General features: G+C 40.5%; 27 protein-coding genes. All 27 read left to right on the top strand.

Annotated elements, in window-relative coordinates:
• Nucleotides 1-16: 16 nt before the first annotated feature.
• Complete coding sequence (gene rpsS / locus HNR41_RS06780; RefSeq protein WP_184283031.1) at nucleotides 17-292, top strand: 30S ribosomal protein S19; 276 nt, start codon at nucleotides 17-19, stop codon at nucleotides 290-292.
• A gap of 35 nt (nucleotides 293-327) precedes the next feature.
• Nucleotides 328-705, top strand: coding sequence for a 50S ribosomal protein L22 (gene rplV, locus HNR41_RS06775; protein WP_184283029.1), 378 nt, complete (start codon nucleotides 328-330; stop codon nucleotides 703-705).
• Nucleotides 706-726: 21 nt separating this feature from the next.
• Nucleotides 727-1,368 (top strand): 30S ribosomal protein S3, encoded by a 642-nt coding sequence (gene rpsC / locus HNR41_RS06770; RefSeq protein ID WP_184283027.1) that lies wholly within the window; start codon nucleotides 727-729, stop codon nucleotides 1,366-1,368.
• Between the two features lie 17 nt (nucleotides 1,369-1,385).
• Nucleotides 1,386-1,820, top strand: coding sequence for a 50S ribosomal protein L16 (rplP, locus tag HNR41_RS06765; RefSeq protein WP_184283024.1), 435 nt, complete (start codon nucleotides 1,386-1,388; stop codon nucleotides 1,818-1,820).
• Entirely contained in the window at nucleotides 1,810-2,019 is a 210-nt protein-coding gene (gene rpmC, locus HNR41_RS06760) for a 50S ribosomal protein L29 (RefSeq protein ID WP_035809699.1), read from the top strand. The genes rplP and rpmC overlap by 11 nt, the downstream gene beginning before the upstream one ends.
• Before the next feature lie 18 nt (nucleotides 2,020-2,037).
• Nucleotides 2,038-2,301, top strand: coding sequence for a 30S ribosomal protein S17 (rpsQ, locus tag HNR41_RS06755; RefSeq protein ID WP_184283022.1), 264 nt, complete (start codon nucleotides 2,038-2,040; stop codon nucleotides 2,299-2,301).
• Nucleotides 2,302-2,331: 30 nt separating this feature from the next.
• Nucleotides 2,332-2,700: a 50S ribosomal protein L14 gene (gene rplN, locus HNR41_RS06750; RefSeq protein ID WP_035809694.1), complete on the top strand. Its 369-nt coding sequence runs from the start codon at nucleotides 2,332-2,334 to the stop codon at nucleotides 2,698-2,700.
• A 27-nt stretch (nucleotides 2,701-2,727) separates the two neighbouring features.
• A complete protein-coding gene (rplX, locus tag HNR41_RS06745; RefSeq protein ID WP_035809691.1) occupies nucleotides 2,728-3,036 on the top strand; it encodes a 50S ribosomal protein L24 in 309 nt (102 codons plus the stop codon).
• 26 nt (nucleotides 3,037-3,062) lie between these two features.
• A complete protein-coding gene (gene rplE, locus HNR41_RS06740; RefSeq protein WP_184283020.1) occupies nucleotides 3,063-3,602 on the top strand; it encodes a 50S ribosomal protein L5 in 540 nt (179 codons plus the stop codon).
• Between the two features lie 19 nt (nucleotides 3,603-3,621).
• Complete coding sequence (locus HNR41_RS06735) at nucleotides 3,622-3,807, top strand: type Z 30S ribosomal protein S14 (protein WP_026859096.1); 186 nt, start codon at nucleotides 3,622-3,624, stop codon at nucleotides 3,805-3,807.
• Nucleotides 3,808-3,836: 29 nt separating this feature from the next.
• Nucleotides 3,837-4,235: a 30S ribosomal protein S8 gene (rpsH, locus tag HNR41_RS06730; RefSeq protein ID WP_092595632.1), complete on the top strand. Its 399-nt coding sequence runs from the start codon at nucleotides 3,837-3,839 to the stop codon at nucleotides 4,233-4,235.
• A gap of 26 nt (nucleotides 4,236-4,261) precedes the next feature.
• Nucleotides 4,262-4,798, top strand: a complete 537-nt coding sequence (gene rplF / locus HNR41_RS06725) for a 50S ribosomal protein L6 (protein WP_184283018.1) — start codon at nucleotides 4,262-4,264, stop codon at nucleotides 4,796-4,798.
• Nucleotides 4,799-4,822: 24 nt separating this feature from the next.
• On the top strand, nucleotides 4,823-5,185 hold the full coding sequence (rplR, locus tag HNR41_RS06720) for a 50S ribosomal protein L18 (protein ID WP_184283016.1): 363 nt from the start codon (nucleotides 4,823-4,825) through the stop codon (nucleotides 5,183-5,185).
• Between the two features lie 21 nt (nucleotides 5,186-5,206).
• A complete protein-coding gene (gene rpsE, locus HNR41_RS06715) occupies nucleotides 5,207-5,710 on the top strand; it encodes a 30S ribosomal protein S5 (protein ID WP_184283014.1) in 504 nt (167 codons plus the stop codon).
• Between the two features lie 14 nt (nucleotides 5,711-5,724).
• Complete coding sequence (gene rpmD / locus HNR41_RS06710; protein WP_184283012.1) at nucleotides 5,725-5,904, top strand: 50S ribosomal protein L30; 180 nt, start codon at nucleotides 5,725-5,727, stop codon at nucleotides 5,902-5,904.
• A 27-nt stretch (nucleotides 5,905-5,931) separates the two neighbouring features.
• Entirely contained in the window at nucleotides 5,932-6,372 is a 441-nt protein-coding gene (rplO, locus tag HNR41_RS06705) for a 50S ribosomal protein L15 (RefSeq protein ID WP_184283010.1), read from the top strand.
• Nucleotides 6,372-7,673, top strand: a complete 1,302-nt coding sequence (gene secY / locus HNR41_RS06700; protein WP_184283008.1) for a preprotein translocase subunit SecY — start codon at nucleotides 6,372-6,374, stop codon at nucleotides 7,671-7,673. Before rplO ends, secY begins: the two co-directional genes overlap by 1 nt.
• Nucleotides 7,674-7,691: 18 nt before the next feature.
• Nucleotides 7,692-8,339, top strand: coding sequence for an adenylate kinase (locus tag HNR41_RS06695; protein WP_184283006.1), 648 nt, complete (start codon nucleotides 7,692-7,694; stop codon nucleotides 8,337-8,339).
• A gap of 139 nt (nucleotides 8,340-8,478) precedes the next feature.
• Nucleotides 8,479-8,697 (top strand): translation initiation factor IF-1, encoded by a 219-nt coding sequence (infA, locus tag HNR41_RS06690; protein ID WP_017547668.1) that lies wholly within the window; start codon nucleotides 8,479-8,481, stop codon nucleotides 8,695-8,697.
• A 30-nt stretch (nucleotides 8,698-8,727) separates the two neighbouring features.
• Nucleotides 8,728-8,841, top strand: a complete 114-nt coding sequence (rpmJ, locus tag HNR41_RS06685) for a 50S ribosomal protein L36 (protein WP_003156543.1) — start codon at nucleotides 8,728-8,730, stop codon at nucleotides 8,839-8,841.
• 24 nt (nucleotides 8,842-8,865) lie between these two features.
• Nucleotides 8,866-9,231 carry a 30S ribosomal protein S13 gene (gene rpsM / locus HNR41_RS06680; protein ID WP_035809666.1) on the top strand — a complete coding sequence of 122 codons (366 nt, stop codon included), beginning with the start codon at nucleotides 8,866-8,868 and terminating at the stop codon, nucleotides 9,229-9,231.
• Nucleotides 9,232-9,260: 29 nt separating this feature from the next.
• On the top strand, nucleotides 9,261-9,650 hold the full coding sequence (rpsK, locus tag HNR41_RS06675) for a 30S ribosomal protein S11 (protein WP_035809663.1): 390 nt from the start codon (nucleotides 9,261-9,263) through the stop codon (nucleotides 9,648-9,650).
• Nucleotides 9,651-9,729: 79 nt separating this feature from the next.
• Nucleotides 9,730-10,674 (top strand): DNA-directed RNA polymerase subunit alpha, encoded by a 945-nt coding sequence (locus HNR41_RS06670; protein WP_035809660.1) that lies wholly within the window; start codon nucleotides 9,730-9,732, stop codon nucleotides 10,672-10,674.
• A gap of 18 nt (nucleotides 10,675-10,692) precedes the next feature.
• Nucleotides 10,693-11,091, top strand: coding sequence for a 50S ribosomal protein L17 (gene rplQ / locus HNR41_RS06665; RefSeq protein WP_035809658.1), 399 nt, complete (start codon nucleotides 10,693-10,695; stop codon nucleotides 11,089-11,091).
• Nucleotides 11,092-11,238: 147 nt separating this feature from the next.
• The gene (locus HNR41_RS06660) at nucleotides 11,239-12,027 is read left to right on the top strand and encodes an energy-coupling factor transporter ATPase (protein ID WP_184283004.1); all 789 of its coding nucleotides are present in this window, start codon (nucleotides 11,239-11,241) and stop codon (nucleotides 12,025-12,027) included.
• Nucleotides 12,024-12,884, top strand: coding sequence for an energy-coupling factor transporter ATPase (locus tag HNR41_RS06655; RefSeq protein WP_184283002.1), 861 nt, complete (start codon nucleotides 12,024-12,026; stop codon nucleotides 12,882-12,884). The genes HNR41_RS06660 and HNR41_RS06655 overlap by 4 nt, the downstream gene beginning before the upstream one ends.
• Nucleotides 12,877-13,674: an energy-coupling factor transporter transmembrane component T family protein gene (locus tag HNR41_RS06650; protein ID WP_184283000.1), complete on the top strand. Its 798-nt coding sequence runs from the start codon at nucleotides 12,877-12,879 to the stop codon at nucleotides 13,672-13,674. Before HNR41_RS06655 ends, HNR41_RS06650 begins: the two co-directional genes overlap by 8 nt.
• The last annotated feature ends 4 nt before the right edge of the window (nucleotides 13,675-13,678 follow it).

Raw genomic sequence — 13,678 nt, 5'->3', positions numbered from 1 at the left:
GGAAGGAGGCGCCTACATGGCACGCAGTCTTAAAAAAGGACCTTTCGTCGACGATCACCTCATGAAAAAAGTAGAGGCTCAGAACGAAGGTAACAAAAAAAGTGTAATTAAAACATGGTCACGCCGTTCAACGGTTTTCCCGAATTTCATCGGACACACAATCGCTGTATACGACGGACGCAAACATGTACCTGTGTACATCACAGAAGATATGGTTGGCCACAAACTTGGTGAATTTGCACCTACAAGAACGTTCAGAGGTCACGGAAACGATCAGAAAACAAAAAGATAAATAACTAACCATATGCGATAAAGGAGGAAAGACTCATGCAATCGAAAGCTATTGCTAAAACTGTGAGAATCGCTCCGCGTAAAGTACGCCTTATTCTTGACCTTGTGAGAGGTAAAGAAGTTGGAGAAGCGATTTCAATTCTAAAACTTACAAACAAGAGATCTTCACCGGTAGTGGAGAAATTAGTTAAATCTGCAGTTGCTAACGCAGAACACAACTACGATATGGATATCGATAACCTGTATATTTCAGAAATTTATGCAGACGAAGGTCCAACGCTGAAAAGATTCCGTCCACGTGCTCAAGGCCGTGCTACGAAAATCAACAAGCGTACCAGCCACATCACAGTAGTTGTTGAAGAATACGCAAAAGAAGCAGAAACTGAAGAAAACCAAGAAACAGAGAACGCTTAATTATATAAGGAGGGAATTAACTTGGGCCAAAAGATAAATCCAATTGGGTTTCGTGTAGGTGTCATTCGTGACTGGGAAGCAAAATGGTATGCAGACAAAAACTTTGCCAGCCTTTTACACGAAGACTTAAAAGTTCGTAAATATATCGAGACTAATCTTAAAGATGCTTCAATTTCAAAAGTGGAAATTGAGCGTGCAGCAAACCGTGTAAACATTGCACTGCACACAGGTAAACCAGGTATGGTAATTGGTAAAGGCGGTAGCGAAATCAACAAACTTCGTACAGCACTTACTAACTTGACTGGGAAGAAAGTTCATATCAACGTGATTGAAATTAAGAAAGTAGATATGGATGCTAAACTTGTAGCAGAAAATATTGCACGTCAGTTAGAAAACCGTGTATCTTTCCGTAGAGCACAAAAACAAGCGCTTCAAAGAGCTATGAAATCAGGCGCTAAAGGTATTAAAACACAAGTATCAGGACGTTTAGGCGGTGCGGATATCGCTCGTGCTGAAGGTTACAGTGAAGGAACAGTTCCACTTCATACACTTCGTGCAGACATCGATTATGCTCATGAAGAAGCAGACACAACTTACGGTAAGTTAGGTGTCAAGGTATGGATCTACCGTGGAGAAGTTCTTCCTACAAAGAATAATAAATAGTAAGGAGGAAATTTGGAATGTTATTACCAAAAAGAGTAAAATACCGTCGTCAGCACCGTCCAGACACTAAAGGACGTTCAAAAGGCGGAAATCAAGTAAGCTTTGGTGAATACGGGCTGCAAGCTACGACAACATCTTGGATTACTGCAAGACAAATCGAAGCAGCACGTATTGCAATGACACGTTACATGAAACGTGGCGGTAAAGTATGGATCAACATCTTCCCGCACACGCCATATACAAAGAAACCATTAGAAGTACGAATGGGTTCTGGTAAAGGTGCAATCGAAGGTTGGATTGCAGTAGTTAAACCAGGCCGAGTTATGTTTGAAGTTGCGGGTGTAGAAGAAGAAGTAGCTAAAGAAGCACTTCGTCTTGCAAGTCATAAACTTCCATTAAAAACGAAAATAGTAAAACGTGAAGAATTAGGTGGTGATACGAATGAAAGCTAAAGAAATCCGTGATTTAACGAATTCCGAAATTGAATCTAATGTTAAAGAATTGAAAGAAGAACTTTTCAATCTGCGCTTTCAGCTAGCTACAGGTCAGCTAGAAAACACTGCTCGTATCAAAGAAGTTAGAAAGACTATCGCTAGAATGAAAACGACGGTTCGCGCAAGAGAGATTGAAGAAGCACAAGCGAATCAATAATTAGAGGAGGTTCAAATCGTGGAAAGTAAAAACGAACGCAAAGTTTACCAGGGCCGCGTCGTATCTGACAAGATGGATAAGACAGTAACGGTACTTGTTGAAACTTACACTAAGCACCCGATCATCGGAAAACGTGTTAAATATTCTAAAAAATATAAAGCACATGATGAAAACAACACTGCGAAAATGGGCGACATCGTGAGAATTCAAGAGACACGTCCATTATCTGCGACTAAACGATTCCGTCTAGTTGAAATCGTTAAAGAATCTGTACTTATATAAAATACTTGAAACAGAAGGAGGGAATCGCGCATGATTCAGTCAGAGAGCCGCTTGAAGGTAGCTGACAACTCAGGTGCACGTGAAGTGCTCACTATTAAAGTTTTAGGTGGAACAGGCCGTAAAACTGCTAACATCGGTGATGTTATTGTTGCAAGTGTTAAGAATGCAACACCAGGTGGAGTTGTCAAAAAAGGTGAGGTTGTTAAAGCCGTCATCGTCAGAACGAAAACAGGTGTCCGTCGTGAAGATGGTTCATATATTAAATTCGATGAGAACGCATGCGTAATCATCCGTGATGATAAAGGTCCAAGAGGTACTCGTATTTTCGGACCAGTTGCTCGTGAACTTCGCGAAGGTAACTTCATGAAGATTATCTCATTAGCACCAGAAGTACTATAATCCAAAACCGAAGGAGGTGCGACAACTATGCACGTAAAAACAGGTGACCAGGTCGTTGTAATTAGCGGTAAGGACAAAGGTAAAAAAGGAACTGTACTAAAAGCAATTCCTTCAGATAACCGTGTCGTTATTGAAAACGTCAACGTTATTAAGAAACACCAGAAGCCATCTCAAATGAACCCGGAAGGCGGGATTCTAGAGGTAGAAGCTCCGATTCACGTTTCTAACGTTATGCATGTAGACCCTGAATCAGGTGAACGCACTCGTGTCCGTCATGAAATTAAAGATGGTAAAAAAGTGAAGATCGCTGTTAAATCAGGTAAAGAGATTAAATAAGATTCAAACGGAAGGAGGTCACATTAATGGCTCGCTTAAAAGAAAAATACAATGAAAAAATTAAACAAGAACTAGTAAATAAATTTAATTATTCTTCAGTAATGCAGGCACCGAAGATTGATAAAATCGTAGTTAACATGGGTATTGGTGATGCTGTACAAAACGCTAAAGTACTTGACACAGCTGTTGAGGAACTAAGTGCAATTACAGGTCAAAAACCAATTGTCACTAAAGCTAAGAAATCAATCGCTACATTCCGTTTACGTGAAGGTATGCCAATCGGTGCGAAAGTTACACTGCGCGGAGAAAGAATGTATGAATTCCTGGACAAACTTATCTCAGTTACATTACCACGTGTAAGAGACTTCAGAGGTATCTCGAAGAAAGCATTCGATGGCCGCGGTAACTACACTCTAGGTGTTAAAGAACAAATTATCTTCCCGGAAATTGATTACGATAAAGTATCAAAAGTTCGCGGTATGGATATCGTTATTGTAACGACAGCAAACACGGACGAAGAAGCTCGTGAACTGTTAACACAATTCGGTATGCCGTTCCAAAAGTAAGTAATAAGGAGGCAATATAGTGGCTAAAAAATCAATGATTGCTAAACAGCAAAAAGAACAAAAATTCAAAGTTAGAGAATATACACGCTGCGAAAGATGTGGAAGACCACATTCAGTACTACGTAAATTCAAGCTTTGCCGTATCTGTTTCCGTGAACTTGCTTACAAAGGGCAAATTCCTGGTGTAAGAAAAGCAAGCTGGTAAGATTCATTAATCGAAAGGAGGCAACTTAAATGACAGTGTCAGATCCAATTGCAGATATGCTAACACGCATTAGAAATGCGAACATTGTTAGACATGAAACTTTAGAGATTCCTGCTTCAAACATGAAAAAGGAAATCGCTGGAATTTTGAAAACAGAAGGTTTTGTTAAAAATGTAGAATACATCGAGGACGATAAACAAGGTATCATCCGTGTATTCATGAAATACAGCAACGAAAACGAACGCGTTATTACTGGTTTGAAACGTATTTCTAAACCTGGACTTCGTGTTTATGCTAAAAGAGAAGAGTTACCAAGAGTACTTAACGGTCTTGGAATCGCTCTAATCTCAACATCAGAAGGTGTGCTTACAGATAAAGAAGCACGTAAAAGAAATCTTGGCGGGGAAGTTCTCGCATACGTTTGGTAATTTAATAAAACAGGAGGTGCAAAGTAATGAGTCGTGTAGGTAAACGTCTTATTGACATTCCAAGTGATGTTACAGTAGACATCAAGGGCAATACTATTACAGTAAAAGGTCCTAAAGGTGAACTGGAAAACACATTTAATGAAGAAATGGCATACAATCTTGAAGAATCTACTCTAGAAGTAGTTCGTCCAAGTGAATCTAAAGAACACCGTACAGTTCACGGAACAACTCGTGCACTTATCAATAACATGGTTGAAGGTGTATCAAAAGGTTTCGTTAAAGAACTGGAACTTATCGGGGTAGGTTACCGTGCTCAAATGCAAGGTAAAAAATTAGCGCTTAGCGTTGGTTTATCACACCCTGTAGAATTCGAACCAGCTGAAGATCTTACGATTACAGTTGACGGGAATACTAACATTAAAATTGAAGGTATTAACAAAGAGGAAGTTGGATTATTAGCATCTAACATCCGCAAAGTACGTCCACCAGAGCCATACAAAGGTAAAGGTATTCGCTATAAAGGTGAAAACGTTCGCCGTAAAGAAGGTAAAACTGGTAAATAATAAATAAGTGAGGAGTGAACATCAATGATCGCGAAAATTGACAAGAATAAAGTACGTCAAAAAAGACATGGTCGCGTGCGTAACTTACTTTCAGGTACGACTGAAAGACCACGTTTAAATGTTTACCGTTCAAACAAGCATATCTATGCTCAATTAATTGATGACACTGCGCAAATTACACTTGCAAGCGCATCTACCAAAGACGCTGAATTCAAAGGTGAATCAGGATCTAACGTAGAAGCTGCTAAAGAAGTAGGAGCTCTAATTGCCAACCGTGCAAAAGACAAAGGCTTTGAAAAAGTAGTATTTGACCGTGGTGGGTATTTATATCATGGACGTGTCAAAGCATTAGCTGACGCAGCACGTGAAAACGGACTTGATTTCTAATAAAAAGGAGGGACATATTTCATGGCTCAAAGAAGAGAAAGAGAAGTACAAGAATTTGAAGAGCGCGTTGTAACGATCAACCGTATTGCTAAAGTAGTTAAAGGTGGTCGTCGTTTCCGTTTCTCAGCTTTAGTAGTAGTTGGGGACAGAAAAGGACGTGTAGGTTTCGGTACAGGTAAAGCTCAGGAAGTTCCTGAAGCAATCAAAAAAGCTATCGAATCTGCTAAGAAAAATCTAGTTGAAGTACCTATCGTTAATGGTACTGTACCTCATGAAGTAATCGGACGATTCTCATCAGGTAACGTATTCATGAAACCTGCTGCTCCTGGTACAGGGGTTATCGCTGGTGGACCGGTTCGTGCCGTTCTTGAATTAGCTGGTATTACGGATATCTTAAGTAAGTCACTTGGTGCCAACACACCAATTAACGTAGTTCGCGCTACAGTTACAGGCTTAACTGAACTTAAAGATGTTAATGAAGTTGCAAGACTTAGAGATAAAACTGTAGAAGAGATTCTAAACTAAGGAGGGAATAGTCAATGGCAAAAGTGAAAGTTACCCTCACTAAAAGTGTTATCGGTAAACCGCAGACACAAAGAGAAACAGTTAAGGCACTAGGTCTTAACAAAATGCACAAGACTGTTGAGCACGAAGACACTCCTCAATTAAGAGGTCAAGTTGCTAAAGTCGCTCATTTAGTTACAGTAGAAGAAAATTAATGATAAAATAATGTAGGAGGTGCGAAGATGAAATTACACGAACTTAAACCAGTTGAAGGCGCGCGTAACAAACGTAACAGAGTTGGACGCGGTATGTCATCAGGTAACGGTAAAACATCCGGTCGCGGTCATGACGGACAGAAGTCACGTTCCGGCGGTAAAGTTGGTCTTACTTTCGAAGGTGGACAATTACCACTTTTCCGTAGTATTCCAAAACGCGGATTCACAAACATTAACCGTAAAGATTATGCAGTTGTAAATCTTAGTGCGTTAAACCGTTTTGACAATGGTACAGAAGTAACTCCTGAACTTTTAATCGAATCAGGAATTGTTAAAAACCAGAAATCTGGTATTAAAATTTTAAGCAACGGTAACTTAGAGAAGAAGTTGACGATTAAAGCGCACAAATTTTCTAGTTCAGCTGTAGAAGCGATTGAGCAACAGGGCGGAACTCATGAGGTGATCTAATGATCGGGACGATATCGAATTTCTTTAAAATTAAAGAAATACGTAACAAGATACTGTTTACTTTGGCAATGCTAGTTATTTTTAAAATCGGTACGTACATTCCTGTTCCCGGTGTAGATCCAAGTGTTTTTGACACTGGAGCTTCCGGGAGCGGAGTTTTAGATTTAATGAATACATTTGGCGGCGGAGCACTTATGAACTTCTCTATCCTGGCGATGGGGATTATGCCATATATCACGGCTTCAATCGTGACGCAGCTGCTTCAAATGGATGTAGTTCCAAAGTTTGCTGAATGGGCGAGACAAGGCGAAGTTGGCCGACGTAAACTTGCTCAATTCACCAGGTATTTCACGATCGTTTTAGCATTTATCCAAGCAATCGGTATGTCATTTGCATTTAACCAAATGTTTGGCGGCAACCTTATTGATGACAATAATGTCGGATCTTATCTGCTTATTGCTTTAATTTTAACTACAGGTACTGCGTTCCTTATGTGGCTTGGTGAACAAATCACTACACATGGTGTCGGTAATGGTATTTCAATCATTATCTTTGCAGGTATCTTAGGTGCACTTCCAAGTGCATTAATTCAGCTTTATCAATCAAGATTCACAGGTAGTGCGGATACGGCAATGGCAGTGCTTCAAATCGCTGGTATTGTAATATTCCTTATTCTTCTTACTGCGTTTGCAGTGTTTATCTTACAGGCGATTCGTAAGATTCCAGTGCAATATGCAAAAGGACAGAGTACACCTGGATCACAATTGGCTCCGCAGTCAACATTCTTACCGTTAAAAGTTAACCCTGCTGGGGTTATCCCGGTAATCTTTGCAATGGCATTTCTGATGATGCCTCAAACACTGACGTTATTTTTCCCGGATGCGAACTGGGCACAAACGGTAGCCCGTTTTGCTGACCCGTCGGACTGGATTGGAATGATTGTCTATGTTGTCCTGATTATCGCATTTGCTTACTTCTATTCATTTGTACAGGTGAATCCTGAGAAAATGGCTGACAACCTGAAAAAACAGGGCAGTTATATTCCGGGTATCCGCCCAGGTAAAAATACACAGGACTACATTACTTCTGTTTTATACAGATTAGTATTTGTCGGTTCTCTGTTCCTTGCAGGAATTGCAATTTTACCACTCTTAATTACGAAGTTTATGGACTTGCCGCAGGCGATTCAAATTGGTGGAACGAGCTTGCTGATCGTTATCGGTGTTGCACTGGAAACGATGAAACAATTGGAAGCTCAAGCTAACCAGAGAGAATACCGCGGATTTAGAAAGCGTAGATAAGTAGGAGGAAACAAAATAATGAATATTATTATTATGGGCTTGCCTGGTGCAGGAAAAGGTACTCAAGCTGCGAAAATAATCAAAAAATACTCGATTCCTCATATCTCTACAGGAGATATGTTCCGTCTTGCTATTAAAAACGAGACGGATTTAGGAAGACAGGCCAAGGCATTTATGGACCAGGGCGAACTTGTTCCTGATGAAGTAACAGTTGGTATCGTAAAAGAGCGTTTATCTCAAAGTGATGCTAAAGATGGTTTCCTGCTTGACGGTTTCCCTAGAACTGTTGAACAGGCTGAAGCATTGAATAACATCATGTCAGAGCTTGGCACTCAGATCGATAAGACTATTTATGTCGAAGTACCTGAAGAGGAACTGATGAACAGACTGACTGGCCGACGCATTTGTGAAACTTGCGGTGCGACTTACCATCTAGTGTTTAATCCGCCTAAGACAGAGGGTATTTGTGACTTAGACGGCGGTAAACTTTACCAGCGTGAAGATGATAATCCGGAAACAGTTCAAAATCGTCTGGAAGTCAATATTAAACAAACAGCGCCACTTTTAGATTTCTATAAAGGTCTTGGAGTTCTAGCTACAGTAGATGGCTCAAAAGATATAGAAGAAGTTTTCGAAGAAGTCGATGAAATTCTTAATGGCTTATAGAAATATTCACCTTGCAGCAATTTAGGTGAATGTTGCTATGTCTATATGTATACGAGAGAGTCGTTATTAGACGAAGTGAGTCGTCACCTAGAGCAAATTTCTATAATGGAATTGAAATGCTGTATAAGGAGGAAAAAAAGTGAGTAAACAAGATGTAATTGAACTGGAAGGTACAGTGCTTGATACTTTACCAAATGCAATGTTCAAAGTAGAATTAGAAAATGGTCATGAGATTTTAGCTCATGTATCAGGTAAAATTCGTATGAACTATATACGCATACTTCCTGGTGATAAAGTAACAGTTGAGATGTCACCCTATGACTTAACGCGTGGCAGAATCACTTATCGTTTCAAATAAGAGACTCCATATTCTAAGGAGGTAAAAATCATGAAAGTAAGACCATCAGTAAAACCTATCTGTGAGAAATGTAAAGTTATTCGCAGAAAAGGAAAAGTAATGGTAATTTGTGAAAACCCTAAACACAAGCAAAAACAAGGTTAATATTTAATTTGGAGGTGCAAAGATATGGCTCGTATTGCAGGAGTTGACGTACCACGTGATAAACGTGTTGTAATTTCTTTAACATATGTTTTCGGTATTGGACCAACACGCGCTAGCGAAATTTTAGCTAAAGCATCAGTTGATGAAAATACTAGAGTTAAAGATCTTACAGAAGATGAGTTAAACAAAATTCGTGAAGTAGTAGACGTGTATAAAGTCGAAGGTGACTTACGCCGTGAAACAAACTTAAACGTAAAACGTCTTATGGAAATCGGTTCTTACAAGGGAATGCGTCACCGTCGCGGTTTACCAGTTAATGGTCAAAAAACTAAGAACAACGCAAGAACTCGTAAAGGTCCAATTAAAACAGTAGCGAACAAGAAGAAATAAATAGTTACTAAAGTAAAGGAGGATAAATAATGGCTCGCAAACAACAATCACGTAAACGTAGAGTGAAAAAGAATGTCGAAGCAGGTGTAGCACACATCCGCTCAACTTTTAACAACACTATCGTAACAATTACTGACGAGTTCGGTAATGCTCTTTCATGGTCATCTGCCGGTGCATTAGGGTTCAAAGGTTCTAAGAAATCTACTCCTTTCGCAGCTCAAATGGCTTCTGAAACTGCTTCTAAAGCAGCGATGGAACATGGTCTGAAAACTGTAGAAGTTACAGTTAAAGGTCCTGGTGCCGGACGTGAAGCAGCTATCCGTGCGCTTCAGTCAGCTGGACTTGAAATTACAGCTATCAAAGATGTAACTCCGGTTCCACACAATGGCTGTCGTCCACCTAAACGTCGTCGTGTATAAAAATAATAAATCGCTTAAGTAGTTGGGAACAATATTATTTTCTAATATTTTCGGCGTTTAAAGGGAGGATATGTTACACATGATCGAAATCGAGAAACCTAGAATTGAGACAGTAGAGGTATCGGAAGATTCTAAGTTTGGTAAGTTTGTTGTAGAACCTTTAGAAAGAGGTTATGGGACAACACTTGGGAACTCCTTGCGTCGCATTCTTTTATCATCATTACCAGGTGCGGCAGTTAAGACGATTGAAATAGAAAATGTACTTCATGAGTTTTCGACAATAGACAATGTTGTTGAAGACGTGACTACAATTATTACCAACATGAAGAGCCTTGCTTTAAAGATATATTCTGAAGAAGAAAAAACTTTGGAAATTGATTTTAGCGGTGAAGGTGTGGTAACTGCAGCAGATATTACTCACGACAGTGATGTGGAAATTTTAAACAGAGATCTTAAGATTGCAACAGTATCTAAAGGCGGAAGTTTAAAACTGCGCATGACAGCAGATCGTGGCAGAGGATATACGCTTGCGGACGGTAATAATAAAGCTGATATGCCAATTGGTGTAATTCCAATCGACTCTATCTATACACCGATAGAACGTGCGAATTATACTGTTGAAAATACACGTGTAGGACAAAGTACAAACTTCGATAAGCTTACTCTGGATGTATGGACTGATGGTTCAATCACTCCACAGGAAGCAGTATCATTGGGTGCTAAAATTCTCACTGAACACTTAAATATCTTTGTAGGTCTTACTGATGAAGCACAAAATGCTGAAATCATGATCGAAAAAGAAGAAGATCAGAAAGAGAAAGTACTTGAAATGTCTATTGAAGAACTTGACTTATCAGTACGTTCTTATAACTGTCTGAAACGCGCTGGTATCAACTCTGTTCAGGAACTTACTGACAAAACAGAAGCTGATATGATGAAAGTGCGAAATCTGGGACGTAAGTCTCTTGAAGAAGTTAAATTTAAACTCGAAGACCTGGACCTGGGTCTACGTAAAGAAGACTAGCATAAAGGAGGAGAAATAATGGGTTACAGAAAACTTGGACGTACATCTGATCAAAGAAAAGCAATGTTACGCGACTTAGCTACTTCATTAATCGTTAGTGAGCGCATCACTACTACTGAAGACCGTGCTAAAGAATTACGTAAACTTGCTGACCGTCTGGTTACACTAGGCAAACGCGGCGACTTAGCAGCGAAAAGACGTGCCGGTCAAACTGTACGTAACGTAGAAATCATCAACGAAGATGGTTCAACTAGTTATGCACTTCAAAAATTATTTGAAGACATCGCTCCACGTTTCGCAGATCGTCAAGGCGGTTACACAAGCATCAAGAAGCTTGGAACTCGTCGTGGTGACGGAGCTGAGCTTGTAATTATCGAATTCGTAGAAGGCGCTCCAGTAACAACTGAAGAAGCGTAAACTTTTAAAAGCAGAGTGAGTGTTATGATGGTGAGCCCGTAAGGGCTCATTCGTCTAGCTCAACGTATCCTGCAATATATAATCAGTGCGCGACTCTTATTGCAGGGTACGCGCTTTTTTTTACATAAAATTTTAAGGGGTGGAAATATGATTTCGTTAAAAGATATTGCATTTAAATACCGGGCAGAAGAAGCATATGCCCTGGATCATATATCCATCCCTTTTAATGCGGGTGAATGGACTTCGATAATCGGGCATAACGGTTCGGGGAAAAGTACGCTCGTTAAAATCATTATGGGCATTGTTGAAGAGTATGAAGGCGAAATATACGTCGACGGGGAATTGCTGACCGATGAGAACAAGCAGTCGCTGCGCCGTAAGTTCGCCATCGTCTTCCAGAATCCTGATAACCAGTTTGTCGGGGCAACTGTGGAGGATGATGTTGCATTCGGTCTTGAGAATCTCGGACTTGAACGTTCGGAGATGATTAAACGCACCGAGTACGCACTTGATCTCGTTAATATGCTTGAATTCAGATCGCATGAGCCGCATCGTTTATCGGGCGGACAGAAACAGCGTGTGGCAATCGCAGGCGCACTTGCGATGCAGCCGGAAGTGCTGATACTGGATGAAGCGACATCGATGCTGGACCCTGCAGGACGCACGGAAGTGCTGTCTATATTATGCAGACTGCATGAACAGCTCGATACAACGATTCTTTACATTACTCATGATTTAACGGAAATTGAACGGAGCGACAGAGTCATTGTGATGAACGGTGGGAACATTGTCGGCGAAGGTTCAGTGGAAGAAGTGTACAGGGATAAAGAACTGCTTGAGAAGAGCAATTTGAAAGTACCGTATACTGCAGAGATTTCCGATGCACTTCTCGATGGTTCCTATATGACACATGATGAGCTGGTGATGCGGTTATGACAATACATTTTAAAAACGTAAACGTGATATATAATCGTAAATCCCCGTTTGAATATCAGGCGTTAAAAAATATAAATACGACGTTTGAATCAGGGAAGTTCTACGCTCTAATCGGTCATACAGGGAGTGGCAAGTCCACGCTGATTCAGACGATGAACGGACTGATTCTGCCGAGCTCAGGCACGGTGGAAACAGATGGTATAGTGTTGTCTAAAAAAGTGAAGCAAAAAGTTATTCATCAGGCGAAGGCCAGAGTGGGCATGGTGTTTCAGTTTCCTGAACACCAGCTGTTTGAAAGCACGGTCTTAAAAGATGTGATGTTTGGTCCGATGAATATGGGCATCAGCGAAGAAGAGGCAAAAGAGAAAGCATACTATTATCTGAACCTCCTGAATGTGGATGAATCACTGCTCGGTAAAAGCCCTTTTGAGCTCTCCGGAGGACAGATGAGAAAAGTTGCAATTGCCGGCATACTTGCGATGGAACCGAGTATTTTAATACTGGATGAACCGACAGCAGGACTTGATCCTCTAAGTCATGATGAGACGATGCGGCTGTTTTACGATGTCTATAAAAAGATGGGGATTACAGTAATTCTGATTACGCATGATATGAATGATGTGCTTGAGTTTACTGATGAAGTTAAAATCATGTCGGAAGGTAAACTTGCCGGTGAAGGGATCACTGCAGATGTACTGACTGACAACAGCTTTATGAAGCAGTACAATCTCGAAGTTCCGCATGTGATTCAGCTCGCTCAAAGTTTAGCAGCAAAGGGCGTAAAATTAAACGGCACTCCAAAAAATACAGTGGAATTCATTCAGCTGTATGAAGACTGGAGGCGGAATAATGCTTAGTTCGATGCTGCTCGGGAGATATATCCCGGGAAATAGTGTTATTCACAAACTCGATCCGCGTGCGAAGATTATTTCTGTTATTTTATTTATGATTATTGTCTTCTTTGCCAATCATTGGATAGGTTACAGTTTGTTAATACTGTTTGTACTGACGATGACAAAGCTTGCAGGATTATCAATCAGATTTCTGTTTAATGGCTTAAAACTGATTTTTATCCTGCTGATATTCACATTTCTGATGCACATTTTCTTAACGAAAGGCGGCACAGTATTAATCGACGGCGGCTTCTTTACAATTGAATCCGAAGGGCTGATTACAGGTATCTATATTACGGTACGGCTGATTATGCTGGTAGTTATTACAACGTTGATGACGCTGACAACCAGTCCAATTGAACTGACGGATGCGATAGAAAAACTGTGCAGACCGCTGAAAACAGTTAAAGTACCGGTTCATGAAATCGCAATGATGATGTCAATTTCGTTAAGGTTCATACCAACGCTGATGGACGAGACCGAGAAAATAATTAAAGCGCAGAGTGCGCGGGGTTCAACGTTTATGACAGGAAATCTGAAACAGCGGATCAACGCACTCGTGCCGATATTTATTCCGCTCTTTATGTCTGCGTTTAAGCGTGCAGAAGAAATGGCGATTGCGATGGAAGTCAGAGGTTATCAGGGGGATGAAGGCCGGACGCACTACCGTCTCCTGTCATGGGAAACGAGAGATACAATCGCACTGTTTGTGCTTGTACTGTTCGGTGCTCTATTAATATTTGTAAGGCAGTGAAACT

The sequence above is a fragment of the Jeotgalicoccus coquinae genome (assembly GCF_014207425.1).
Taxonomy (GTDB): Bacteria; Bacillota; Bacilli; order Staphylococcales; family Salinicoccaceae; genus Jeotgalicoccus; species Jeotgalicoccus coquinae.
This window is presented reverse-complemented; position numbering and strand designations above follow the sequence as displayed.